The sequence below is a fragment of the Paenirhizobium daejeonense genome, from assembly GCF_014280875.1.
In the GTDB taxonomy this organism is placed as follows: Bacteria; Pseudomonadota; Alphaproteobacteria; order Rhizobiales; family Rhizobiaceae; genus Allorhizobium; species Allorhizobium daejeonense.
In genome coordinates, this window is sequence record NZ_JACLAL010000006.1 from 278,637 (window position 1) to 301,186 (window position 22,550).

At 59.5% G+C, this 22,550-nt stretch carries 25 protein-coding genes; 15 read left to right on the forward strand and 10 right to left on the reverse strand.

Features of this window, described 5'->3' with window-relative positions; all coding sequences use genetic code 11:
• Positions 1-4 precede the first annotated feature (4 nt).
• Positions 5-1,060 carry a histidinol-phosphate transaminase gene (gene hisC, locus H4I99_RS16465; protein ID WP_163902101.1) on the reverse strand — a complete coding sequence of 352 codons (1,056 nt, stop codon included), beginning with the start codon at positions 1,058-1,060 and terminating at the stop codon, positions 5-7.
• A 1-nt stretch (position 1,061) separates the two neighbouring features.
• Positions 1,062-1,976 (reverse strand): polyprenyl synthetase family protein, encoded by a 915-nt coding sequence (locus H4I99_RS16470; RefSeq protein WP_163905933.1) that lies wholly within the window; start codon positions 1,974-1,976, stop codon positions 1,062-1,064.
• 319 nt (positions 1,977-2,295) lie between these two features.
• On the opposite strand from H4I99_RS16470, the gene mtgA reads away from it, so the two are divergent.
• The 4 genes from mtgA to H4I99_RS16490 all read left to right on the forward strand — a co-directional run bounded on the left by mtgA (position 2,296) and on the right by H4I99_RS16490 (position 4,567).
• Positions 2,296-2,961: a monofunctional biosynthetic peptidoglycan transglycosylase gene (gene mtgA / locus H4I99_RS16475; RefSeq protein ID WP_163905931.1), complete on the forward strand. Its 666-nt coding sequence runs from the start codon at positions 2,296-2,298 to the stop codon at positions 2,959-2,961.
• A gap of 76 nt (positions 2,962-3,037) precedes the next feature.
• Positions 3,038-3,685, forward strand: coding sequence for a glutathione S-transferase family protein (locus H4I99_RS16480; RefSeq protein ID WP_163902099.1), 648 nt, complete (start codon positions 3,038-3,040; stop codon positions 3,683-3,685).
• Between the two features lie 158 nt (positions 3,686-3,843).
• A complete protein-coding gene (gene rpmF, locus H4I99_RS16485; RefSeq protein WP_007604390.1) occupies positions 3,844-4,029 on the forward strand; it encodes a 50S ribosomal protein L32 in 186 nt (61 codons plus the stop codon).
• Positions 4,030-4,159: 130 nt separating this feature from the next.
• A complete protein-coding gene (locus tag H4I99_RS16490; protein WP_163902097.1) occupies positions 4,160-4,567 on the forward strand; it encodes a hypothetical protein in 408 nt (135 codons plus the stop codon).
• Positions 4,568-4,647: 80 nt separating this feature from the next.
• Here the strand turns inward: H4I99_RS16490 and phaR are convergent, their stop codons facing one another.
• A complete protein-coding gene (gene phaR, locus H4I99_RS16495; RefSeq protein ID WP_163902095.1) occupies positions 4,648-5,223 on the reverse strand; it encodes a polyhydroxyalkanoate synthesis repressor PhaR in 576 nt (191 codons plus the stop codon).
• 230 nt (positions 5,224-5,453) lie between these two features.
• Here phaR and H4I99_RS16500 point away from each other — a divergent pair, with 230 nt between their 5' ends.
• The gene (locus H4I99_RS16500; protein ID WP_163902093.1) at positions 5,454-6,635 is read left to right on the forward strand and encodes an acetyl-CoA C-acetyltransferase; all 1,182 of its coding nucleotides are present in this window, start codon (positions 5,454-5,456) and stop codon (positions 6,633-6,635) included.
• A gap of 145 nt (positions 6,636-6,780) precedes the next feature.
• A complete protein-coding gene (locus H4I99_RS16505) occupies positions 6,781-7,506 on the forward strand; it encodes a beta-ketoacyl-ACP reductase (RefSeq protein WP_163902091.1) in 726 nt (241 codons plus the stop codon).
• 350 nt (positions 7,507-7,856) lie between these two features.
• On the opposite strand, the gene H4I99_RS16510 is transcribed toward H4I99_RS16505, so the two are convergent.
• The 3 genes from H4I99_RS16510 to H4I99_RS16520 form a co-directional block, all read right to left on the reverse strand.
• On the reverse strand, positions 7,857-8,111 hold the full coding sequence (locus H4I99_RS16510) for a YMGG-like glycine zipper-containing protein (RefSeq protein WP_163902089.1): 255 nt from the start codon (positions 8,109-8,111) through the stop codon (positions 7,857-7,859).
• A gap of 26 nt (positions 8,112-8,137) precedes the next feature.
• On the reverse strand, positions 8,138-8,293 hold the full coding sequence (locus tag H4I99_RS16515; protein ID WP_163902087.1) for a DUF3309 family protein: 156 nt from the start codon (positions 8,291-8,293) through the stop codon (positions 8,138-8,140).
• Positions 8,294-8,612: 319 nt separating this feature from the next.
• Positions 8,613-8,807, reverse strand: a complete 195-nt coding sequence (locus tag H4I99_RS16520; protein WP_163902085.1) for a hypothetical protein — start codon at positions 8,805-8,807, stop codon at positions 8,613-8,615.
• Positions 8,808-8,888: 81 nt separating this feature from the next.
• Here H4I99_RS16520 and H4I99_RS16525 point away from each other — a divergent pair, with 81 nt between their 5' ends.
• The 4 genes from H4I99_RS16525 to H4I99_RS16540 all read left to right on the forward strand — a co-directional run bounded on the left by H4I99_RS16525 (position 8,889) and on the right by H4I99_RS16540 (position 13,981).
• Complete coding sequence (locus H4I99_RS16525; protein ID WP_163905929.1) at positions 8,889-11,969, forward strand: helicase-related protein; 3,081 nt, start codon at positions 8,889-8,891, stop codon at positions 11,967-11,969.
• Positions 11,966-12,367, forward strand: coding sequence for an Hsp15 family ribosome-associated heat shock protein (gene hslR / locus H4I99_RS16530; RefSeq protein ID WP_163902083.1), 402 nt, complete (start codon positions 11,966-11,968; stop codon positions 12,365-12,367). Before H4I99_RS16525 ends, hslR begins: the two co-directional genes overlap by 4 nt.
• Before the next feature lie 313 nt (positions 12,368-12,680).
• Entirely contained in the window at positions 12,681-13,019 is a 339-nt protein-coding gene (gene fdxA / locus H4I99_RS16535) for a ferredoxin FdxA (RefSeq protein WP_163902081.1), read from the forward strand.
• 389 nt (positions 13,020-13,408) lie between these two features.
• The gene (locus H4I99_RS16540) at positions 13,409-13,981 is read left to right on the forward strand and encodes a CarD family transcriptional regulator (RefSeq protein ID WP_099059603.1); all 573 of its coding nucleotides are present in this window, start codon (positions 13,409-13,411) and stop codon (positions 13,979-13,981) included.
• A gap of 522 nt (positions 13,982-14,503) precedes the next feature.
• On the opposite strand, the gene H4I99_RS16545 is transcribed toward H4I99_RS16540, so the two are convergent.
• The 3 genes from H4I99_RS16545 to H4I99_RS16555 all read right to left on the reverse strand — a co-directional run bounded on the left by H4I99_RS16545 (position 14,504) and on the right by H4I99_RS16555 (position 18,713).
• A complete protein-coding gene (locus H4I99_RS16545) occupies positions 14,504-15,283 on the reverse strand; it encodes a Bax inhibitor-1/YccA family protein (protein WP_163902079.1) in 780 nt (259 codons plus the stop codon).
• Positions 15,284-15,456: 173 nt separating this feature from the next.
• Positions 15,457-18,003 (reverse strand): ABC transporter permease, encoded by a 2,547-nt coding sequence (locus H4I99_RS16550; protein ID WP_163902077.1) that lies wholly within the window; start codon positions 18,001-18,003, stop codon positions 15,457-15,459.
• On the reverse strand, positions 18,000-18,713 hold the full coding sequence (locus tag H4I99_RS16555) for an ABC transporter ATP-binding protein (protein WP_163902075.1): 714 nt from the start codon (positions 18,711-18,713) through the stop codon (positions 18,000-18,002). Before H4I99_RS16555 ends, H4I99_RS16550 begins: the two co-directional genes overlap by 4 nt.
• 78 nt (positions 18,714-18,791) lie before the next feature.
• Between H4I99_RS16555 and H4I99_RS16560 the strand changes: the two genes are divergently transcribed.
• Both H4I99_RS16560 and thpR read left to right on the forward strand, forming a co-directional pair.
• Positions 18,792-19,439, forward strand: coding sequence for an arylesterase (locus tag H4I99_RS16560; RefSeq protein WP_163902073.1), 648 nt, complete (start codon positions 18,792-18,794; stop codon positions 19,437-19,439).
• Between the two features lie 66 nt (positions 19,440-19,505).
• Positions 19,506-20,099 carry an RNA 2',3'-cyclic phosphodiesterase gene (thpR, locus tag H4I99_RS16565; RefSeq protein ID WP_163902071.1) on the forward strand — a complete coding sequence of 198 codons (594 nt, stop codon included), beginning with the start codon at positions 19,506-19,508 and terminating at the stop codon, positions 20,097-20,099.
• On the opposite strand, the gene H4I99_RS16570 is transcribed toward thpR, so the two are convergent.
• Entirely contained in the window at positions 20,033-20,512 is a 480-nt protein-coding gene (locus H4I99_RS16570) for a low molecular weight protein-tyrosine-phosphatase (RefSeq protein ID WP_163902069.1), read from the reverse strand. The genes thpR and H4I99_RS16570 overlap by 67 nt on opposite strands.
• A gap of 133 nt (positions 20,513-20,645) precedes the next feature.
• On the opposite strand from H4I99_RS16570, the gene H4I99_RS16575 reads away from it, so the two are divergent.
• The 3 genes from H4I99_RS16575 to H4I99_RS16585 all read left to right on the forward strand — a co-directional run bounded on the left by H4I99_RS16575 (position 20,646) and on the right by H4I99_RS16585 (position 22,200).
• A complete protein-coding gene (locus H4I99_RS16575; protein WP_163902067.1) occupies positions 20,646-20,945 on the forward strand; it encodes a 4a-hydroxytetrahydrobiopterin dehydratase in 300 nt (99 codons plus the stop codon).
• A 57-nt stretch (positions 20,946-21,002) separates the two neighbouring features.
• Positions 21,003-21,392: a YkvA family protein gene (locus tag H4I99_RS16580; protein ID WP_163902066.1), complete on the forward strand. Its 390-nt coding sequence runs from the start codon at positions 21,003-21,005 to the stop codon at positions 21,390-21,392.
• Positions 21,393-21,696: 304 nt separating this feature from the next.
• On the forward strand, positions 21,697-22,200 hold the full coding sequence (locus tag H4I99_RS16585; RefSeq protein ID WP_163902064.1) for an invasion associated locus B family protein: 504 nt from the start codon (positions 21,697-21,699) through the stop codon (positions 22,198-22,200).
• The last annotated feature ends 350 nt before the right edge of the window (positions 22,201-22,550 follow it).

Below are 22,550 nucleotides of genomic sequence, written 5' to 3' on the forward strand. Positions count from 1 at the left end.
AATGTCAGAGAATGTCGTCGAGCGCTTCGACAAGGCGGCGGCATTCGGCTTCGGTGCCGATGGAAATGCGCAGGAAGTCGGCAATACGGGGCTTGCCGAAGTGGCGCACCAGAACGGCCCGCTCGCGCAGCGCGGCGGCCAGTGCCTTGCCTTCGAAACCCGGCTTGCGGGCGAAGACGAAATTCGCCTGCGACGGCAGCACCACGAAGCCGCGGTTTTCCAGCTCCACCGTCAGGCGGCGGCGATTTTCGATCAGTTCGTCCCGGCGGGCGGTGAACCAGGGGTCATCCTCGATCGAGGCGACGGCGGCAACCTGCGCGATGCGATCCAGCGGATAGGAATTGAAGCTGTCCTTCATGCGTTCCAGCGCCTCGATAAGCGGACGCTGGGCGATGGCGTAGCCGACCCTGAGACCGGCGAGCGAGCGCGATTTCGAGAAGGTGCGGATAACGATGACGTTTTCGTTTGTGGCGACCAACGGGATCGCCGTTGCGCCACCGAAGTCGACATAGGCTTCGTCTACCGCCACGACCTCATCGGGATGGGCGGAGGCGAGCCGTTCGATATCGCCAAGCGGTAGGCCGATGCCTGTCGGGGCATTCGGATTGGGCAGGATGATCGCGCCGCAGGGGCTGTCATAGTCTTCCGGGCGGATGCGGTAATCCGCGTCGAGCGGGATCGTACGCGTCTCGATGTCGAAAAGGCGGCTGTAGGTCGGGTAGAAGCTGTAGGTGATGTCCGGATAGAGCAGCGGCGCATCGTGCTTCAACAGGCTTGCGAAGATGAAGGCCAGAACCTCATCCGAGCCATTGCCGACAAAGACCTGTTCCGGCGTCACGTCGTGATAGCGGGCGATAGCCTCCTTCAGCGCCCTTGCAGAAGGGTCGGGATAGCGGCGCAGATCGTCATTGGTCGCGGCGTGGATCGCCTCCAGCACCTGCGGGGAGGGACCCCATGGGTTCTCGTTGGTGTTCAGCTTCACGAGGTTTGCGATCGCGGGCTGTTCCCCGGCGACATAGGGCTCGAGCGAGGCGACGATCGGCGACCAGAACTTGCTCATGTCAGTGCTTTCGGTTGGCGATGAAACGGGCGGCTTCGATGAGGGTTTCAGCCTTCTCGCCATAGGGGCCGATCAGGCTTTCCGCCTCCGCCACCAGCCGGTCGAGTTCGGCTTCCGCCCATTCCTGCCCCTTGAGCGCCACCAGCGTTCCCTTGCCGCGAGCGGCGTCCTTGCCGGCCGCCTTGCCAAGCGTAGCGGCGTCGGAGGTGAGGTCGAGCAGGTCGTCGGCCAGTTGGAAGGCGCGGCCGATCACCTCACCGAAACGCCTGAGGCGGTCGCGATCTTCCCCTGGTGCTTCCGAAATGATGGCGCCGGCCTCGCAGGCGAACCGCAGGAGCGCGCCGGTTTTCATCGACTGCAGAAGAACGATACCGGCTTCGTCCGGCGCCTGCTTCTCGGCCGCGAGGTCCAGGGCCTGACCGCCGGCCATGCCACCGATGCCGGCGGCGCGGGCGAGCGCCAGCACCAGTTCGACCCGGGCGCGGTCGGAAAGAGCCGTTTCCGGCGCCGCAATCACGTCGAAGGCATAGGTCAGAAGGCTGTCGCCGGCGAGAATGGCGGTCGCCTCGTCATAGGCGATGTGGACCGTCGGCTTGCCGCGGCGCAGATCATCGTCGTCCATTGCCGGCAGGTCGTCATGCACCAGCGAGTAGCTGTGAAGACATTCGAGCGCGCAACCGACACGGAGCGCCGCCTTAGCATTGCCGCCGAACAGTGCGGTGCTTTCGACGACGAGGAAGGGACGGATGCGCTTTCCGCCGTTCAGTGCCCCGTGACGCATGGCGTCGAGCAGGCGCTGCGGCCGGGTAATTTCGCCGGTCTGGCCGCCGGACGACAAGAGTTCATCCAGAAGGGCTTCCACGCTTGAAGCGGTTGTCAGCAGGCGGCTTTCGAAGGAAGGTGTCGTCGGGCTCATAAGGCGGCTATTTGGCATGCTCTTCAGGCGCAGGCAACGGGAATCTGGGGGCTTGGCGAGCCGGGTGCCAGAGCGGTCTGGCATTGGCCTCAAAGGGCAGGTAAAGCCACGTCACAATCTTTCAGATCGGATCCATGCGCTTTCAGTTTTTGTTTTATCGCATGTCGTTGTCGCAAAACCGCTGCACACATTTACGCGACATGCTTTAAGAGGGACGGGAAGTCTAACATCGGACAGGGTTTCATTGGCTGAGGACAGCGATATCGGGTACGTGCGCCCGGAGGAGGAGAAGCCGGTGCCGGCGCGACGGATACCGCAGATGGCAAAGCGGATCGCCGGCGTCGTGGCTGCACTTCTGTTGCTGCCCTATGCGCTGATCGTCCTCTATCGTCTCGACTTCATTCATCCCGTTTCGACCCTGATGCTCGCCGATCTCGCGACCTTCCAGGGATATGATCGCCGCTGGGTCGAATTCGAGGATATCTCTCCAAGCCTGGTGCGCGCGGTGATGATGTCGGAAGACGGCCAGTTCTGCTCGCATCACGGCGTAGACTGGGGCGAGATGAAGGGTGTGATCGACGATGCGCTTGCCGGCGAAGCCACGCGCGGCGCAAGCACCATCCCGATGCAGACGGTAAAGAATCTCTACCTCTGGAATGGCCGCTCGATGCTGCGAAAAGCGATGGAACTGCCGTTGGCGATCGCTGCCGACGCCATCTGGTCAAAGCAGCGGACAATGGAGATCTACCTCAACATCGCCGAGTGGGGTCCGGGCATTTACGGCGTCGAGGCCGCGGCACAGCATCATTTCAAGATCCCGGCGGCGAAGCTCAATGCGCGGCAGGCGGCGCTGCTCGCCGTTTCTCTTCCCAATCCGATTACTCGCGTGGCGAGCAAGCCGGGCAGCGGCATGAAGCGTCTGGCCGGCGTGGTCGATCGCCGCGCCAAGCGTTCAGGCGATTACATCACCTGCCTTTATGAGTGACCTCCAAAAGATTTGTTGGTGCTGAACCTTTCTCGTCCTTAAGCTCTCTCGCGAATGAAACCAGCGGGGGAAGGCAATGGAAGGTCTCGTTCTCTATATCGGCAACAAGAACTATTCGTCGTGGTCACTGCGGCCGTGGATCGGACTGACGGCGGCCGGCATTCCTTTCGAGGAAAGGCTAATCCCCTTCGATTTTGCGGCCGGCAATCCGCTCTTTCGGGACATCTCGCCGACCGGGCGGGTGCCTGTGCTGCATCACGGCGCGCTAAGGGTCTGGGAGTCGCTGTCGATCATGGAATACGCAGCCGAGCTATTCCCAGATGCGGGGCTCTGGCCGGAAGACGTTGGCGACCGGGCGATGGCGCGGTCGATTTCGATGGAAATGCTGTCCGGTTTTCGAGCGCTTCGCAATGCATGCCCGATGAACATCCGGCGTGAAAAGGGCAAGATCAAGCTATCCGAGGGCGTGGGAGACGACGTCAGGCGGATCGAGGAGATCTGGCGGGACATGCGCCGGCGTTCCGGCGGGCCTTTCCTGTTCGGCCGGTTCTCCGCCGCCGACGCCATGTATGCGCCGGTAGTCAGCCGTTTCGATGTCTATGACCTCGTTTCCAATGAGGATACACTGGAGTATATGTCGGTCGTTCAGTCTCATACGGCTTGGATTGCGTGGTGTGAAGCGGCGAAGGCGGAAACCTGGATCGTACCCGAAGATGAGGTGTGATGCCGGTTTCGTAAGGCCAGCGCGAAAAAAATGCTGTGGGGACTGGTCAAAGCCCAGCGGGGCATGTATAAGCCCGCAAAATTCCGAGATCGAGACAGATGCTGTTCGGCCTCACCGGGCCGCGGAATCTGTTTTGTCCGTCATGTGGAGTAAGTGAAATGGCTGTACCGAAAAGAAAAACAAGCCCGTCCAAGCGCGGTATGCGCCGTTCTGCTGACGGTCTGAAGGCCCCGACCTATGTCGAGGACAAGAATTCCGGCGAACTGCGTCGTCCGCACCATATCGATCTGAAGACCGGTATGTATCGCGGCCGTCAGGTTCTGACGCCGAAGGAAAGCGCATAAGTTCTGCTTCGGCAGAGATGATTTGAAAGGCCGGCCTTTGTGCCGGCCTTTACTTTTTTCAGTGGTCCAGCGATTAATCGTCCCGAAATGAGACAGGGGGATACTCTCCCGCCGGCTGAAGGACTTTTTCATGATTGCCGCCATCCCGCTGATGATTGTGCCGTTCGTGCTCTACAATCTCGCCATGCTCGGAGTTTTCGGAGCCGGCGGCATCGCGGCGCTGCAGCACGAGGTGATGTCGCTGTCGATGCTGTCGGGCGCGATATGGACGCTGTCCCTCGGCGATGTCTTCGTTCTGGTCGGTCTGTTCGTGCTGTTCATCGAGATTCTCAAGGCCACGCGCAATGGATCCGGCTCGCTTCTCAACCATATGCTTTCGATGCTGGTGTTCATTGCATTTCTGGTCGAATTCCTGCTGGTGCGGAATGCGGCGACGCAGAACTTCTTCATCCTCATGACGATCGCCTTCATCGACGTCGTCGGCGGCTTTGCTGTTTCCATCCGTTCCGCCGGCCGGGACGTCTCTATTGGTCTTTGATCGCCGGCTTGTTCCATACCAACGGAAAAAGGCGGAAGTCATCCTTCCGCCTTTCGTCTTCCTGAATTCCGTCTATTGCCTCAGAGGCTGTCGAGTTTGTTTTGCAGCGTGCGAAGCTGTTCCTTCAGCTCGTCGATGTCCTTGGCTTCCGCCTTGCGGCTTTCCTTCGGGAGCTGGCTGCCGACGAAGGGCGAGAACATCTGCATGGCCTGATGGAACATTTCGGTGTTGCGCTTCACCTGCTCCTCCATGAGCTGGATGGGCATTTGCAGGTTCTTGGTCAGGGGCGTTTCGCCGAAAGCCCTGGTGATCTGCTCGCGCATCTGGGTCTGCTGTTCGGTGAAGGCCTTCATCGAGTGTTCGAGAAAGCTCGGCACGACCATCTGCATCTGGTCGCCGTAATAGCCTATGAGCTGTCGCAGGAAGGAAATCGGCAGAAGCGTGTTGCCGGTCTTCGATTCCTGTTCGAAAATGATTTGCGTCAGAACGGAATGGGTGATGTCCTCACCGCTCTTTGCATCCTGAACGACGAATTCCTCTCCCTTCTTCACCATCTTGGCCAGGTCTTCCAACGTGACGTAAGTGCTGGTGCCTGTGTTGTAGAGCCGGCGGTTGGCATATTTTTTTATGACAATATCGCCCTCTGTCTTGGCCATTCGTGCCTCCTAACCCCGTCGTTATTGTGGATTTTTGCTCTTCCCTCTTTGAATGTAAACGCAAACGAAGCGTGGTGACAATCTCTTTGTGCAATGCGGGACCCGCATTTGACGAAATTCAAGAAGGTACAACCAAGGAATGAAATGGGGCCGCTTTCTTCCTGTTTGACACCGGATGAAAGCTTTGCCAGTTTCATTGTCAAAGGCTGATAAAACGTGAGGAGACGTCCATGAGCAGTGCATCCATCGTTATCGCCAGTGCGGCGCGCACGCCGGTCGGGTCGTTCAATGGCGCCTTCGCCAATGTGCCGGCTCACGATCTCGGCGCCGTTGCCATCAAGGCCGTTCTGGAACGCGCCGGCGTCGATGCCAAGGAAGTCGACGAGGTCATCCTCGGTCAGATTCTGACCGCAGGGCAGGGGCAAAACCCGGCCCGTCAGGCCGCTATGAAGGCCGGCATTCCGCAGGAAGCGACAGCATGGGGCATGAACCAGCTTTGCGGTTCGGGCCTGCGCGCCGTAGCACTCGGCATGCAGCAGATCGCCTCGGGCGACGCCACGATCATCGTGGCCGGCGGGCAGGAATCGATGTCCATGGCGCCCCATGTCGCCCACCTTCGCGGCGGCACCAAGATGGGCGATCTTAAGATGATCGACAGCATGATCAAGGATGGCTTGACGGATGCCTTTTACGGCTACCACATGGGCATCACCGCTGAGAATGTTGCCCGTCAGTGGCAGCTTACCCGTGAAGAGCAGGATGCTTTTGCGGTTGCCTCGCAGAACAAGGCGGAAGCAGCTCAGGTTGCCGGCCGTTTCAAGGACGAGATCGTTCCGGTCGTAGTGCCGAGCCGCAAGGGCGACATCACCGTCGATGCCGATGAATACATCCGCTTTGGCGCAACACTCGACAGCATGGCCAAGCTCAAGCCCGCCTTCGACAAGGAGGGTACAGTAACGGCCGCCAACGCATCCGGTATCAATGATGGTGCGGCTGTCGCTCTCCTGATGACTGAGGAAGAGGCAGGCCGCCGCGGAATCGCTCCGCTTGCCCGCATCGTTTCCTGGGCAACGGCCGGCGTCGATCCGCAGGTTATGGGGACAGGGCCGATCCCGGCCTCCCGTAAGGCCCTGAAAAAGGCCGGTTGGAATGTTGCCGATCTCGGTCTGGTGGAAGCCAATGAGGCCTTCGCGGCGCAGGCCTGTGCGGTCAACAAGGATCTCGGCTGGGATACTTCCATCGTCAACGTCAATGGCGGCGCCATCGCGATCGGTCATCCGGTTGGCGCGTCCGGTGCGCGCATTCTCAACACGCTGCTGTTCGAGATGAAGCGCCGCGGCGTGAAGAAGGGACTTGCCACGCTTTGCATCGGTGGCGGCATGGGCGTCGCCATGTGCCTGGAGTCTCTCTAGGCGAATAACAGAGGACCTGCGCGGGAGCCGGCAGTAGCCGGGAGGCGCGGGTCGCTACGATCAGGTGTCATGAAACTATCCTAACAACGGCTTCGAGAGAAGAGCCGGTGGCCGGCGAAGCTTTACACTGAGGGAGTGACAGCGCATGAGCAGAGTTGCATTGGTGACGGGTGGAACCCGAGGCATCGGAGCGGCGATTTCGGTCGCACTCAAGGAAGCCGGCTATTCGGTGGCGGCAAACTATGCCGGCAACGACGAGAAGGCGCAGGCCTTCAGGGAGGAGACCGGTATTCCGGTCTTCAAATGGGATGTATCCAGCTATGGCGCCTGTGTGGAGGGGATCGCCAAGGTGGAGGCGGAACTGGGGCCGGTCGAGGTACTGGTCAACAATGCCGGCATTACTCGCGACGCGATGTTCCACAAGATCACCCCTGAGCAGTGGAACGAGGTGATCAATACCAATCTCAACGGCGTTTTCAACATGACGCATCCGATCTGGCCGGGGATGCGTGACCGCAATTTCGGGCGGGTGATCACTATCTCTTCGATCAATGGCCAGAAGGGGCAGATGGGACAAGCCAACTATTCCGCCGCCAAGGCCGGTGATCTCGGCTTTACCAAGGCGCTGGCCCAGGAGGGAGCTGCCAAGGGCATTACGGTCAACGCGGTGTGCCCTGGCTACATAGGGACAGAAATGGTGCGGGCCATTCCAGAGAAGGTGCTGAACGAGCGGATCATTCCGCAAATTCCGGTCGGTCGCCTCGGAGAACCGGAGGAGGTTGCTCGCATTGTCGTGTTCTTGGCTTCGGACGATGCTGGTTTCATCACCGGTTCGACGATCTCCGCCAATGGTGGCCAGTTCTTCGTTTGATGAAACTTTGTTCAAGTGCCTCGAGGCCGGCCTTCGTGTCGGCCCCGTTCGTTTTGGCACAAGTGTTAATATGAAAGGTCGGATCGGGCGCTCAAATCCTTAATATCCACCGCAGTGTATGGTTAACTAATTGTAATTTCACAATATATAGCGGTGAACAAAACAGGAAAACCGGAGCGTCTGCGATTCGTCGCCGATTCGTTCCGGCTTTGATCGGAGTGTTAACGGGCCGATTGGTGCAGATATCAAAAAGCCACCGGCGGCGGGCCGGTGGATTTCTGGAAGCGCCTGCTGCTGACGATAAAGCGGTCGCGAGCCGTAAGCGGGCCCGCAATGCTCCTCGTATTGCCTTATCGGCAACGGGCTTCGTATTGACGACCGTAGCGGTCGCGATAAATGCAGTAACCCGGCCGTTCCTGAGACTGGCCGATCAAGGCGCCGGCTACGCCGCCGACTGCAGCGCCGACAGCCGCGCCGCCCCAGGAATTAGTTGCGACCCCGCCGATGACTGCGCCGGTGGCGGCGCCGATGCCGGCGCCTTTCTCCGTCTGCGTGCAGGCGGCAAGGGGGGCAATCAGTGCAAGAACGAGAAGAGCCTTTTTCATTGTCTTTCCTTTCAGGTTGATGGCGCTCAAATGCGGCCCATGAGCAAGAGAATAATCAATATCAGGACTACGAGGCCCAATCCACCGGAAGGTCCATAGCCCCAGTTTCGGCTATATCCCCAGTTCGGCAACGCGCCAACCAGAAGCAGAATGACGATGATGATGAGTATTGTACTCAACATGGCGGCCCTCCTTATTTTGATGCAAAACCTGACTTTCGCTTTGCATCAACGTTATCGTCCCGATTTTGTTCCGCTCGGTTTTTATGTCGTTTGAAACATGAAACCGCGATGAACAGACTTCGGGCGTGTCAACGCGCATAGGGGGCTTCCTGAAAATTCTCCGAAGCGAAGGAGAAAGCCGGGGCCGTGAAAAAAAGACACGGTTGACAGGACGTCATTTTGCGAATCCGCGCTTGTTCGGCAAATTGAAGGAGTTGCAACACGAACTTCATGATTTGATTCAGCATTTTGTGCGCACAGTGACAGACTCAGACCATATCTAGCCGTGAACAAATACTGAATCATCCTGAGTCAACGATTCGTCGCCGATTCGTTCGCAACCTGTTCCAAGTGCCGATAGAGTTGGGTTTCCTGCGTCTGTTTGATGATTGATTCCGCCAAAAATCGTGGCGTTTTCGCTGCTTTTTTTCCTTTGCCTCTGATCGGCCTTGCCTTTGACGGTGATCGTCGCCATGTGTGGGCGAAGTTGCAGGGCGGGCCGGTCAGTCCGGCCGGCACCGTTTGCAGCGCGGAGCGGTAATTGAATTCGCAACCCATGATCCTGAGCGGCCGCGGCGTCACTGCTGTGCTGGGGCCGACCAATACCGGCAAGACGCATTTCGCCATCGACCGCATGGTCGCACATGGTTCCGGGATCATCGGCCTGCCATTGCGCCTGCTCGCCCGCGAGGTCTACACGCGGCTGGTGGAGCGGGTCGGCCCGCAGCATGTGGCGCTGGTGACGGGCGAAGAAAAGATCGCGCCGCCGAATGCGCGCTATTCCGTCTGCACGGTCGAGGCGATGCCGCGAGAGACGAAGGCATCTTTCGTGGCGATCGATGAGATCCAGCTTGCGGGCGATCTCGAGCGGGGGCACATCTTTACCGACCGACTGTTGCACCTTCGTGGGCGCGACGAGACCCTGCTGCTTGGTTCGGGCACGATGAAGCCGATCCTGATGCAATTACTGCCGGGTATCACCGTCATAGAAAGGCCACGTCTGTCGCAGCTTTTCTATGCTGGCCAAAAAAAGATCACCCGTCTGCCGCAGCGAACCGCCATCGTCGCTTTTTCTGCAGACGAGGTCTATGCGATAGCCGAACTCATTCGCCGCCAGCGTGGCGGTGCGGCGGTCGTGCTCGGTGCGCTCAGCCCGAGAACCCGTAACGCGCAGGTAGGGCTCTATCAGGAAGGTGATGTCGGATATCTCGTTGCCACTGACGCTATTGGCATGGGGTTGAACCTCGATGTCGACCATGTGGCCTTTGCTCAGGACCGCAAGTTCGACGGTTACCAGTTCCGCAATCTCAATCCGTCGGAACTCGGTCAGATCGCCGGTCGCGCCGGCCGCCATCTGAAGGACGGCACCTTCGGGGTCACGGGCCGGGTGGATCCGTTCGACGAGGAGCTCGTCGAGCGACTGGAGAGCCATCAGTTCGATACGGTGAAAGTACTGCAATGGCGTACCGCCGCCTTCGACTTTTCATCGATCCCGGCATTGCAGCGCAGCCTGGAAGCCGCGCCGCGCGTCGAGGGGTTGACGCGTGCGCTGCCGGCAATCGACCAGCAGGCGCTCGATTTTCTGGCGCGCTATCCCGAGATCGTTGATCTCGCCAATACGCCAGCGCGGGTCGAGAAACTTTGGGAGGCTTGTGCGCTTCCCGATTATCGCAGAATTACACCGGCGCAGCATGCTGATCTGATCCAGAGCCTCTTTTCGGATCTTGTCAGGCATGGCACGGTAAATGAGGACTTCCTGGCCGAGCAGGTGAAACGTGCCGATCGCACTGATGGTGAAATCGATACGCTTTCGGCGCGAATCGCTCAGATCAGGACGTGGACTTATGTGTCGAACCGGCCGGGCTGGCTTGCCGATCCGACACACTGGCAAGAAAAGACGCGGGAAATCGAAGACCGATTGTCCGATGCGCTACATGAACGGTTGACGAAACGCTTTGTTGATCGCAGGACATCTGTGCTCATGAAGCGCTTGAGAGAGAATGCGATGTTGGAAGCTGAAATCAGTGTGAACGGCGATGTCTTCGTAGAGGGACATCACATGGGGCAGCTCGCCGGTTTCCGGTTCACGCCCATTTCGGGAACCGAGGGACCGGATGCCAAGGCTGTACAGTCTGCGGCCCAGAAGGCCCTCGGTCTGGAATTCGAGGCAAGGGCAGCAAGACTGCATGCTTCCGGCAACAATGATCTTGCGATTAGCTCGGACGGTCTGGTTCGCTGGCTCGGCGATCCCGTCGCACGCCTTACGGGCAGCGACCACATGCTGCATCCGCGCGTCATCCTGCTCGCCGACGAGCAGCTGACCGGCAATGCACGCGATCACGTGGTTGCTCGCATCGAGCGCTTTGTCAATCATCACATCTCGACGGTGCTGAAGCCGCTCGACGATCTTTCTCGCGCCGAAGACCTGCAGGGTCTCGCCAAGGGGCTGGCCTTCCAGCTCGTGGAAAACCTCGGTGTGCTGTTCCGTCGCGACGTTTCCGACGACGTGAAGTCGCTAGATCAGGATGCGCGCGCATCGATGCGCCGCTACGGCGTGCGTTTTGGCGCTTATCACATCTTCATGCCGGCTCTCCTGAAGCCGGCTCCGGCCGAACTCATCACCCTTCTCTGGGCGTTGAAGAATGACGGCCTCGACAAGCCGGGCTATGGCGACCTCATTCCGGTTCTGGCGGCTGGCCGTACCTCGGTGGTCACCGATGCCAGTTATGAGCGCATGTTCTACAAGCTCGCCGGCTTCCGGTTCCTCGGCAAGCGCGCGGTGCGCATCGACATTCTCGAGCGTCTGGCGGATCTCATTCGTCCGTTGCTGCAGTGGAAGCCTGGTGCCACGACGCGCCCGGACGGGGCCTATGACGGTCGCCGGTTCACGACCACGACCGCGATGCTGTCGATCCTCGGCGCCACGCCGGACGACATGGAAGAAATCCTGAAGGGTCTCGGCTACCGCGCCGACAGCGTCACCGCGGAAGAAGCTGCAGCCTTCCTTGCTGCGCAGTCACCGGTCGATGCTGCCCCGGCAGTCGAAGTTGCTGCGGGCTCCGAGGCAGTTTCGGAAGAAGCTTCCTCTGACGAAGAGCAGGGTGGCGACACCGCACAGGGCGAAGCTGAAAGCGAAGTCGTGGCGAGTGCCGAAGCCCCGGCAACGGATGCAGAAACAGCCGTTGCAGCGGACGTGGCGGTTTCTACCGAGGACGCCGTTTCAGCTGAAGATGCTGCACCCGCCGAGCCGAAGCCGGTTCTGCTGTGGCGTCCGGGTGGCCGCAACGACAACCAGCGTGGCGCGCGTCCGGGTGGCGAGCGGCGCCATGGTGGTGGCAACCGTGCCCCGGCCGAAGGTCGTGGCGAAGCCCGTCGTGACGATCGTCGCCGTGACGACGAGCGCCAGGGTGGCAAGCCCAAGGGCAAGGAAGGTGGACGCGGCGGGTTCGGTCAGAAGGCCGATGGCGGCGGACGTCCGGACCGCGGAGATCGCAAGGATCGTTCGAACCGGCCGGAGCGTGACAACAAGTCGCAGCCCGCCCGCTTCGAGGCGAAGCCGCCCCGCAAGGAAAAGCCGATCGATCCGGATTCGCCCTTTGCGAAGCTCGCTGCTCTCAAGGAGCAGATGAAGAAGTGACAACGGCCGATCAACAGCCACCTTCCGGTTCGCGTCAGCGCATCGACAAGTGGCTGTTTTTCGCCCGGATCCTCAAGTCCCGGACGCTCGCGCAGGAGCGGGTGTCCGCCGGCCATGTCAAGGTCAATGGCGCCAGCGTGCGCCAGCCCAGCCATCTCGTGAAAGTCGGCGATCGCCTGGAGATTGCGCTGGAAAGGCGCAATCTCGTAGTTATCGTGCTGAAATCCGGCGAGCGGCGTGGGCCTTACGAAGAAGCCCGACAGCTCTACGACGACCTAACGCCACCTCAACCCGAACGGATCACTCTGCTGGAGCAGGCGATGCGCCATACCGGCAGCGGCCGGCCCACCAAGAAAGAACGGCGTGCAATCGACCGATTGCGGCCGGACGAACCCTAATGTTCTGATTGAAACATGTCGCGCGAAAGCGCGGGGGATTTCACGGCGGCGACATGCAGCAAAACAGGGAGATAAAGCGCAGCGCGCGAATCTGAAGGATCGCGATGCGCTTTAGAAAACTGTATGTGTTCTGGGCTATTTCCAGGATTGTTTATCCTTGCTATAGCGCCAAGAACGCAGTAGCTGACGAGCCGTCCGACCGATCCTCCCAACCGGTTCACCGAGCGCGTTCGGCCTTGGTCTGAACCAAAATTTGCGCGGGACTAGGGTTCCACCGAACCTCGCGCGGAAAACGAGCTTCTGGAGTGCCGCAATGACCTATATTGTCACCGACAATTGCATCCGCTGCAAATACACCGATTGCGTGGAGGTCTGCCCGGTCGACTGTTTCTATGAAGGTGAAAACTTCCTCGTCATCCACCCGGACGAATGTATCGACTGCGGCGTGTGCGAGCCGGAATGTCCAGCCGAGGCGATCAAGCCTGACACTGAGCCGGGTCTCGACAAGTGGCTGAAGATCAATACCGAATATGCCAAGATCTGGCCGAATATCACGGTCAAGCGTGATCCTATGGAAGAAGCGCGGGAGATGGACGGCGTCGAGGGCAAGTACGAATTGTACTTCTCTCCCAACCCTGGCAAGGGCGACTGATAGCCCGTTCTGGGGAGATTGAGCCCTGTCTCCACTGTTCGGGTGATTCGCCGTATTTGAGGCATCGTCAAGTCTGCGTCGCGGCATTTGTGGCGACGCGGCAGTAAAATATTGATTTCCTCAGATTTTTATGATAGCTTCCAAAAACTGTTCCACCTTACGGCATTTGCTTGCCCTGAACCATCACGAAAGCAAACTCATCATCCTCCGCGATTTCCGTGACATCAACGACACCTTTATGTCGGGTCGCTGTCGCGAAGAGGATTGTTTTTGCGCGTGATGGGCTGGACCAGGATGGAGTGACCCGACGGTTTCCCCCGTCTCATCCGGGCCTGACCGACCCGGCGCCGGTGTCATACCGGGAGCATAACAGGGAGTTTTTGAAACGAATGACGACCCAGCAGAAGAAATCCCCGACACGCCACGGCTTCAAGACCGGCGAGTCGATTGTCTACCCGGCACATGGTGTCGGTACCATCAGCGCCATCGAAGAGCAAGAAGTAGCAGGCATGAAGCTTGAGCTTTTCGTGATCGACTTTGAAAAGGACAAGATGCGCCTCAAGGTTCCGGTCGCGAAAGCCGTCAGCATCGGCATGCGCAAGCTGTCCGAAACCGATTTCGTCGATCGTGCTTTGAAGGTCGTTCAGGGCAAGGCGCGCGTCAAGCGCACTATGTGGTCGCGTCGCGCGCAGGAGTATGATGCCAAGATCAATTCCGGTGACCTTATTTCCATCGCAGAGGTGGTTCGCGATCTCTATCGCGCCGAGAACCAGCCGGAGCAGTCCTATTCGGAGCGTCAGCTCTATGAAGCTGCTCTCGACCGTATGGCTCGCGAAATTGCTGCCGTGAACAAGATGTCGGAAACGGAAGCCGTACGCCTCGTTGAAGTGAACCTTGCCAAGGGTCCGAAGCGTGGCAAGAACATCGAGGAAGACGACGCGCCAGAAGAAGAGGCTGCATAAGTCTCCCCGCGCCGGCGATCTGGTCGCCAGTCGCATCCTTTGAAAAAGCCTCCGGTTTGCGCCGGAGGCTTTTTTATTGGGGTCTGATCCGGCCAGCAGTCGTCATGGCTGGCGGCCACTCGGTCGAATTATGGATCTCCCGGAGTGACAGGCCTCCGGGTAACTCCGGGTCCTATGTAAGTGACAATTGAGGCCTGAACTAAGAAATCTCACGGTGGGTGATGCCAGGCAGTTGCCGCCCTACCGCCCGGAACGACGTTCGATCAGAAACGCAATATCGGCTATTTCCACCGGGAGGTTCCTCGGGCTTGTGGGAATCGCCGGGCATTATTCCGCACGCGGATTTACCCTCACTCATCTTTTTGCTGATCGCGAACCGTGTTCAGGAGCCGGCTTCCCATGGCCTCGGCAGCCTGGCTGAAAGGCAAGCATTCAACCAACAAAAAAGCCCCGCCGGCTGGCGGGGCTTTTCAAACCGTTCGGACGAACCTGCTGGGGTTCTGTCCGGTCCAGTTCCTTCCGTTAATCGCGGTTGCCCATGAAACGGAGGAGGAAGAGGAAGAGGTTGATGAAGTCGAGGTAGAGCTGCAGGGCGCCCATGATGGCCTTGCGGCTGGCTACGTCTGCACCGTCAGCTTCATAATAGGATTCCTTGATGTTCTGGGTATCGTAGGCGGTGAGGCCCGCGAAGATCAGAACGCCGATCGCCGAGATGGCAAAATCCAGGGCCGAGGAGGCCAGGAAGATGTTTACCAGTGAAGCGATGATCAGGCCGAACAGACCCATGACCAGGAACGAGCCCATGGCGGACAGGTCACGCTTGGTGGTGTAGCCAAAGAGCGACAGGGCACCGAACGAAGCGGCCGTTACGAAGAAGGTCTGGACGATGCTGGCGCCGGTGTAGATCAAGAAGATCGACGAAAGCGACAGGCCCATCAGAGCTGCGTAAACCCAGAAGGTCGTCTGCGCGGCGGAAACGCTCATCGAATGGATCTTGAAGCTCATGAAGAACACGAGAGCGACCGGAGCAAAGATGACAACCCACTGCAGCGGGCTCTGGTACAAGGCAGCGCCGAGGCTGGTCAGCATCGTGCCGTTTCCGAGCTGCACGGCGGCGGCCGACTGATCGGTAGTCGTTGCCATCATGAAAGTGACGTATGCAGCAATACCGGTGATCGCGAGACCGAGGGCCATCAGATTGTAGACCTTCAGCATATAAGTGCGAAGGCCTTCATCGATCATTGTGGCCGATTGGGCGCCACTCTGGCCCATACGGCTTTGGTAGTTGCGGAGTTCAGACATTGTTTCCTCTTTTCAAGCCCCGAAAGAATTTACGGTGTCGGGCCAATTGCCCAGGCGCCGCTGCGGAGCTCCAGCATGCCTTGCGACAATATGAGGATTATTGCGTCCAGCGACAAGACCTGGGCATGTCAAAAAGCCGTTATCGCTCCACGCGTTGGTAAATAGAACCGAATTTAGAGCTCGCGCAGCACGGGTGCAGCTTTTTGCCCGAGGATACGCCAGGTGCCGGCCAGACCTATGCCGATCGTCGTCACCAGTGCGATCACCAGCGTCATGAGAGCGACGTCGGGAAGGAAATTGGAGGGCAGTTTCATGATCCGGCTCAGCACGTACCAGGCGACACCGCCGCCCGCTACGAGGGCGAAAATCGCGGTTGCCGCGCCGAGCAGGAGATATTCGTACGTGAAGGCCCGGATCAGCATGGCCCGGGTCGCGCCCAGCGTCTTCAGCACCACCGCATCGTGGGTGCGGGCGCGATTGCCGGCCGCAAGCGCGCCGGACAACACCAATACCGACGCAATGAGCGCGATTGCCGCTGCTGCCCGGATTGCGGTCGCGAGCTGCCCGACCAGCCGGTCGACGACATCGAGCGCATCCTTGACGCGAACGCTGGTGATGGTCGGATAGGCCTGCGTGACGGCTTTCAGGATTGCCGCTTCGTCCTCTGGCGTTGCCGCGGGATCGGAAAGCGTCGCCAGCCAGGCATGGGGTGCGCCAGCGAAGGTGTTGGGTGAGAAGACCATCACGAAATTGATCGATAGCGATTCCCACTCCACCTTGCGGAAGTTGGCGATACGGGCGGTGATATTCCGTCCCAAAACATTGACCGTGACGGTATCACCGAGCTTCAGGCCGAGTTCCCCCGCCTCCTGGGCGGAGAAGGAGACAAGTGGTTCGCCGGTATAATCCGCCGGCCACCAACTTCCTTCTGTAACGGAGGCATTTTCCGGCAGATCGGTGGAGTAGGTGATCCCGCGGTCGCCGCGCAGCACCCAGCGTCCCTCCGGGGGCACCTGCATCTTGGTGACATCGGTGCCGTTGAAGGCGAGGATACGTCCGCGCAGCATTGGCACCTCGACGATATCTCCCTTGGGTGCCTTTTGTTGCAGGATCGTGCGGAAGCCGTCGAGGTCGGCTTTCTGGATATCGACGAAGAAGAAGTTCGGCGCTCTTTCCGGCAGGTTGCCGGTCAGTTCCTTGCGCAGGTTGCCGTCGATCAGGGCGAGCGCCACGAGCAGGCTGAGGCCGAGCCCGAGCGAAAGGGTCACGGCCGGCGTCAGGGCGCCGGGCCGGTGAATGTTTCCGATGGCGAGCCGAAGTGCGGGTGACGGCATGTGGGGGCTGCGCCGGGCGAGGAAGGCGATCAGCATGGCCACCAGCCTCAGCAGCAGGAAGCCCGCCGCCATGGCCACCAGAAAAATCGTTGCAATACGCCGGTCTTCGGAAGAGAAGATAGCCAGTGCGGCGAGGCCGGCAAGCGCAAGCGTCGTTGCGGCGACATAGGGCCATGCCGGAAGACCTCTCGTCTCGAAGCCCTGTTCACGGAAGAGCGCCGTTGCCGGCACCTTGCGGGCGTGGCCGAGTGGCAGGATCGCGAAGGCGAGCGTCACCAGCATGCCGAACACGGCGGCGAGCAACAGCGCTGCCGGATAAAGCCGTGGTTCGGGTGAGATCGGCAGGACGCCGGCCAGATAGCTTGCCGCGATGATCGGAGCGATGGCACCGAGTAGCAGTCCGATACCGATGCCGATCGACGCAACGATGATGATCTGGAACAGATACACCATCACCACGACGGAGGCCGGTGCGCCGAGGCATTTCAGCGTGGCGATCACGGTGCGTTTGGAATCGAGGAAGGCACGCACAGCATTGGCGACGCCGACGCCGCCCACCACCAGCGCCGTCAGGCCGACCAGCGTCAGAAACTGTGAGAAGCGCTCGATGTTTTCCGTCAGCGACGGTGCTGCGCGGTCGCTGGTGCGGATCGACCAGCCAGCATTCGGCAATTCTTTCTGGGCCCTGTCACGGATTTCCGTCGGACCGGGCGCCGGATCGTTATAGCGGACTTTGTAGGCGTGTTCGACGAGGCTGCCGGTCTCTATGAGGCCGGTTGCCTTCAGCGCGTCGCGGCTGGTCAGAAGGCGTGGCGCAAAGCCGAAACCGTCGGAAATTGCATCCGGCTCGTTGATGATGGCGCCGGTGATCTTCAAGCGGGCCTTGCCCAGGAGGATCTCCTGCCCGACCGAAACGCCGAGCCTTTCCAGAAGCAACGGGGCGGCGACTGCGCCATAGACCCCGTCGCTCAAGGCAAGGAGATCGGCTTTAGGCAGGTCGGGCTCCGAAACCAGCTTGCCATAGAGCGGATATGCGTCATCCACGGCCTTGACCTCGACCAGCGACTGGTCCGATCCATCCGGCAGGCGAGCCATCGAGCGAAGCACCGTTGAGACGGAAACCGTTCCAAGTCCTTCGAGGAAACGCATCTCCTCACTGGTTGCCTCGCGATTGTTCAGTTCGAAGCGGATGTCGCCGGCAAGCAGGGTGCGGCCTTCCGAAGAGATGGAATCGGTGATCGCGGTGGAGACGGAGTTGACTGCAGCAATGGCGCCGGTGCCGAGGGCGATGCATGCGAGGAAGATGTAGAAGCCTTTCAGGCCACCCCGAAGCTCCCGGAGCGCGATGCGGAAGGCGATACCCAGCCTTGTGGAAAAATCCTTCATGCGGGTTGCCGTTCCGGCTGCTTCTCGTCGTTTGCGACGTCGGCGGCAATGCGCCCCGAGGCGACCCGCACCTGCCGGGAGCAACGGGCGGCAAGCACCGGATCGTGGGTGACGAGCACCAGCGTCATCCCGCGTTCGGCCTGCTTCGCAAACAGCAGATCGGCGATCTGGCGACCGGTCTCGACGTCGAGATTGCCGGTGGGCTCATCGGCAATCAGCACGGCGGGCGAGGGGGCAAGCGCACGTGCTATCGCAACGCGTTGCTGCTCGCCACCGGAAAGCTGACCGGGATAGTGGTCGAGACGCTCGCCAAGGCCGACGGCCTGAAGCTCCTTGCGTGCGATGTCGAAGGGATTGCGGACGTTTGCGAGTTCCAGCGGAACCGCAACGTTTTCCAGCGCGGTCATGTTGGCAATCAGGTGGAAGGACTGGAAGACGATGCCAATGTTCTTGCCGCGAAAATCAGCGAGTGCATCTTCTCCAAGGCGGTGCAGCGGCTCGCCATTGACGTTGATTTCGCCGCTATCAAGCCGTTCCAGCCCGGCGAGCACCATCAGCAGGGTGGACTTCCCCGAACCGGAAGGGCCGATGATGCCGACCGATTCACTCTGGGCGATGGCGAGATCGATATTCTTCAGCACGTGGACCGAGGCTGCGGCGTTCCCGAGCGTCAGATCGGCCTGCTTGAGTTCGATGATGGTTTTTCTCACGCTTTCCCGCCTTATATAGAATGACGCGAAGAGGTCGTCGCGCACCGTCATCGGCTTCGTCAATTTAGGAAAGGCACAATGATATTTAAAGCCGTTCTTCTTCATTTCGCCGTGATCCTCGGCGCAGCTTTTCCGCTCAACTCTTCCGCATCCGCCGAGCCGTTACAGCTCGTCGGCTTCGGCGACAGCCTGATGGCGGGATACCAGTTGCCGCCCGACGACGCATTGCCGAACCGTTTGCAGGCGGCGCTGGTGGCCAAGGGATATGACGTGGCGATCGCCAATGCGGGGGTATCCGGCGACACGACCTCGGCCGGTCTCGCTCGCGTCGACTGGTCCGTACCGGATGGTACTGCCGGCGTCATCCTCGAACTCGGAGCAAACGACGCCTTGCGGGGCATTGCACCGGAAGAGACCGAGCGCAATCTCGAAGCAATTATTAGCCGGCTTAAGGAGCGTAATGTTCCGGTGTTGCTGGTCGGAATGCTGTCGCCGCCCAATATGGGTGAAGACTATGCCAAGCGCTTCAATGGTATCTATCCGCGACTTGCCGAAAAATACGGCCTTGCCTTCTACCCCTTTGTTCTGGATGGCGTGGCGGCCCAGGCCGGATTGCAGCTGGAGGACGGGATGCACCCCAATGCCAAGGGGGTTGGTGTCATGGTCGAGCGTATGCTGCCGGTTACGGAGAGCTTCATTGCAACGATCGGTGGCAAGCGGAAATAATAGCTTGCGCCTATGCGCATTGCGTGATTCGCTATGTGCATCTGCAAAAGATTCGGGGAGCTCGCAATGCCGAGATTATTTACTGCCCTCGAAATTCCGCGCAATGCGGCATTAAGCCTCTCCTTGCTGCGCGGTGGTCTTCCCGGTGCCCGATGGATCGATGTGGAGAACTACCACATCACCCTTCGCTTCATCGGTGACGTGGATGGTCGCACCGCCGACGAGATCGTCGACCGGCTCGACCGCATCGACCGGCCGGAATTCCAGCTCAATCTCAACGGCATCGGGTCCTTCGGGTCGAAGAAGCCGCATTCGGTCTGGGCCGGTGTTACGCAGGCCCCTGAGATGTATGCCCTACAGGCGGAAATCGAACGAATCTGCCAGCGGATCGGTCTCCCGCCCGATCCGCGGAAGTTCACGCCGCATGTGACGCTGGCGCGTCTCAAGTCATCGCGTGTCGATGACGTGGTTCACTACCTCGCCGGTCGCGGCGATTTCCACACGGCTCCCTTCACCGTCACACGTTTCGTGCTGCTGTCGTCGAAGGAATCGGTCGGTGGCGGTCCTTATCTTACGGAAGAGGTGTTCCCGCTTCACGAAGCGCGGGCAGCCTCGAGCTTCGCGAGTATGGAACGACAGCCCGTCAAGAGCATGCTGTAGACCTGTTCGAAATCCGAGGTGGCGCCATAATAGGGGTCGGGGATCTCGGTTTCGTCTCCGAAGGCATAATTGCCGAAGAGCGTGATGTTGCTCCGGCTTGCTGGCGGAGCCATCTTGCGAAGGTCGGCGAGATTGTTCTTGTCCATCGCCAGGATCAGGCTGAAGCGTTCGAAATCCGTTGATACGATCTGTCTCGCCCGAAGGCCGGAAAGATCGATGCCGTGGCTGAGCGCCACCTTAACGGAGCGGTGATCCGGTGGATTGCCGATGTGCCAGCCGCCTGTGCCGGCGGAATCGGCGAGATAGGAAGAGGCGCGGTCGCCTTGCTCAGTCAGATGGCGGAAGACGCCTTCGGCCAATGGCGAGCGACAGATATTGCCGAGACAGACGAAAAGAATTGGGAACGCAGTCATTCAGGTCCTGTCCGAAGGCGTGTCGCGATCTTTTCGATTCGCTCCGTATGCCCTCGGCCTTAGTTGTATCGCATGTCGTCTTGCAAAACCGCTGCACTCCTTTGCACGACATGACTGAGGAGGTTTCGCTGCGATGAAATACGAGAAACTGGATGCAGCCGCAATCGACACCCTGTTGACGGAGCGGCGGCTATGGGAGCTCGCCCGCGACGGGGCCGCGATCAGCCGCAGTTTCAAGTTCCGGGATTTCGGTGAAGCCTTTGCCTTCATGACGCGCTGCGCGCTCATCGCCGAGAAGCTCGATCACCACCCCGAATGGTTCAACGTCTACAATCGCGTCGACATCGTCCTGTCGACTCATGCCGTCTCGGGGCTGAGTGCGCTCGACTTCAAAATGGCGGAGGCGATAGACCGCCTGACACCCGCCGATTGAATTTCCCCCGCCATTCACCATATTTTGATCGTGTCCAAACACAGGGATCATGCAGGCATGGACGATATCAAGATCGGTGAAATCCTTCTGCCAGGGGACGAAGAGACGCAGGAGCGGCAGGAAGAGAGGGTCCGCGCAAAATTTTGGCCAACGCTCAGGAAGGCATTCCGGCAGATCCCGTTCTCGCGTGATCTGGTTGCTTCTTTTTATTGCGCTACAGACCGGGAAACGCCGCTTCGTGTCCGTGGTATCCTGCTTGCAGCGCTTGGTTATTTCGTATTGCCGCTTGATGCCGTTCCCGACATGTTTGCCGTGATTGGCTTTACCGACGACATCGCCGTGCTGACGACGGCGATTGCACTGGTCAGCCGACACATCAAGGAGAGCCACTATGTGGCGGCGGACCGGATGCTGGCCGATGGTTCGTCGGAGCCGGATGCCGCTTAAGCGGCTGAAACGGGCTGCGAAAACCGATCTGTCAAAATCGTTTGCGAACAAAGACGCCTCCAGCCCAACTCTTGCCCGATTTCTTGAATCTAGATCAAATCATCGGGAAGGATGGTGCGGTAAACATCTCCCCAAGGCCCGGTCACTGATAGGAAGCCAAGGTTGTGACGCGACCTGCGACAAGAAACATCGCGGCGTTGACGGTTTGGTAACCTAAATTAAGTCAAACTGAATCATGTTTTGACGACAAGTGTCCCGATCTCCCCGATCGGGCGATGGATGGAAACACAACCGGCAGGAAGACATGTTCGCAAGAAGTACCGTAACCGCAGTGGCAATCCTTCTGGCAAGCGGCAGTATTGCTGCGGCCCAGTCGCCCACTCGCATCGAGCAGTTCAAGGCCTGGGGTGCCTATTCCTACAAGACGAATAGCGGAACGGTCTGCTACGTGTTGTCGGTACCGACCGACAAGCAGCCGGCTGCCGTTAATCACGGGGATATCTTCTTTGTCATATCCCAGCGTCCCGGCCAGAACATCTCCTACGAACCGCAGGCGATGATGGGCTATGCCCTCAAGGAAAATTCCAAGGTCAACGTCACGATCGACAACAAGAACTTCGTGATGTTCGTGAAGGATACCTCCGCATGGGTGGAAAACGCCGCTGAAGAGCCGGCGCTGGTCGCGGCCATGAAGACCGGTCATTCGATGACGGTCAAGGCGACCTCGGCCCGCGGAACGGGAACCGCTTACACCTATTCGCTTTCGGGCATTTCGGCTGCGCTGAAGAAGATCGAAGGCTGCAAGTAAGTCCGGCCCCATGAGGGCTGTGCACGAAGGGCCGGCGCAAGCCGGCTTTTCGCGTTTCGTGGAACCCTCACATTCGGCGTGACGCAGGGCAAAAAAGCTGCTAAAGGCGCGACCCGAGCCGGAAGGTCCGCGGGAATTCGCGCGCCTGCGGAATTGTCCGAACCGCGTCGTGATCCTGAAGATGGTATCCTGTGTTTCGGTTTCTTGTTTTTCGCATGTCGTGATCGCAAAACCGATCAATATGTTTGCCCGGCATGCCTTAGATGCATCGAAGTGTTCGACAGCGCCCGCTTTTGAAGCGGCGGCTCGGTCGGGGTATTTGGTCAGGAAGGTTGAGCGGCATGGCCGTC

Bases quoted from the DNA above. Each gene is read 5' to 3' on its own strand.
- H4I99_RS16500 (WP_163902093.1), top strand. From the start codon at position 5,454: ATGAGCAGTGCATCCATCGTTATCGCCAGTGCGGCGCGCACGCCGGTC.
- H4I99_RS16580 (WP_163902066.1), top strand. From the start codon at position 21,003: ATGGACGATATCAAGATCGGTGAAATCCTTCTGCCAGGGGACGAAGAG.
- H4I99_RS16510 (WP_163902089.1), bottom strand. From the start codon at position 8,111: ATGAAAAAGGCTCTTCTCGTTCTTGCACTGATTGCCCCCCTTGCCGCC.
- H4I99_RS16585 (WP_163902064.1), top strand. From the start codon at position 21,697: ATGTTCGCAAGAAGTACCGTAACCGCAGTGGCAATCCTTCTGGCAAGC.
- hisC (WP_163902101.1), bottom strand. From the start codon at position 1,060: ATGAGCAAGTTCTGGTCGCCGATCGTCGCCTCGCTCGAGCCCTATGTC.
- fdxA (WP_163902081.1), top strand. From the start codon at position 12,681: ATGACCTATATTGTCACCGACAATTGCATCCGCTGCAAATACACCGAT.
- H4I99_RS16540 (WP_099059603.1), top strand. From the start codon at position 13,409: ATGACGACCCAGCAGAAGAAATCCCCGACACGCCACGGCTTCAAGACC.
- H4I99_RS16520 (WP_163902085.1), bottom strand. From the start codon at position 8,807: ATGGCGACGATCACCGTCAAAGGCAAGGCCGATCAGAGGCAAAGGAAA.
- phaR (WP_163902095.1), bottom strand. From the start codon at position 5,223: ATGGCCAAGACAGAGGGCGATATTGTCATAAAAAAATATGCCAACCGC.
- H4I99_RS16505 (WP_163902091.1), top strand. From the start codon at position 6,781: ATGAGCAGAGTTGCATTGGTGACGGGTGGAACCCGAGGCATCGGAGCG.
- H4I99_RS16470 (WP_163905933.1), bottom strand. From the start codon at position 1,976: ATGAGCCCGACGACACCTTCCTTCGAAAGCCGCCTGCTGACAACCGCT.
- H4I99_RS16480 (WP_163902099.1), top strand. From the start codon at position 3,038: ATGGAAGGTCTCGTTCTCTATATCGGCAACAAGAACTATTCGTCGTGG.
- H4I99_RS16570 (WP_163902069.1), bottom strand. From the start codon at position 20,512: ATGACTGCGTTCCCAATTCTTTTCGTCTGTCTCGGCAATATCTGTCGC.
- H4I99_RS16560 (WP_163902073.1), top strand. From the start codon at position 18,792: ATGATATTTAAAGCCGTTCTTCTTCATTTCGCCGTGATCCTCGGCGCA.
- mtgA (WP_163905931.1), top strand. From the start codon at position 2,296: ATGGCAAAGCGGATCGCCGGCGTCGTGGCTGCACTTCTGTTGCTGCCC.
- H4I99_RS16550 (WP_163902077.1), bottom strand. From the start codon at position 18,003: ATGAAGGATTTTTCCACAAGGCTGGGTATCGCCTTCCGCATCGCGCTC.
- H4I99_RS16525 (WP_163905929.1), top strand. From the start codon at position 8,889: ATGATCCTGAGCGGCCGCGGCGTCACTGCTGTGCTGGGGCCGACCAAT.
- H4I99_RS16545 (WP_163902079.1), bottom strand. From the start codon at position 15,283: ATGTCTGAACTCCGCAACTACCAAAGCCGTATGGGCCAGAGTGGCGCC.
- H4I99_RS16490 (WP_163902097.1), top strand. From the start codon at position 4,160: ATGATTGCCGCCATCCCGCTGATGATTGTGCCGTTCGTGCTCTACAAT.
- H4I99_RS16575 (WP_163902067.1), top strand. From the start codon at position 20,646: ATGAAATACGAGAAACTGGATGCAGCCGCAATCGACACCCTGTTGACG.
- H4I99_RS16515 (WP_163902087.1), bottom strand. From the start codon at position 8,293: ATGTTGAGTACAATACTCATCATCATCGTCATTCTGCTTCTGGTTGGC.
- rpmF (WP_007604390.1), top strand. From the start codon at position 3,844: ATGGCTGTACCGAAAAGAAAAACAAGCCCGTCCAAGCGCGGTATGCGC.
- thpR (WP_163902071.1), top strand. From the start codon at position 19,506: ATGCCGAGATTATTTACTGCCCTCGAAATTCCGCGCAATGCGGCATTA.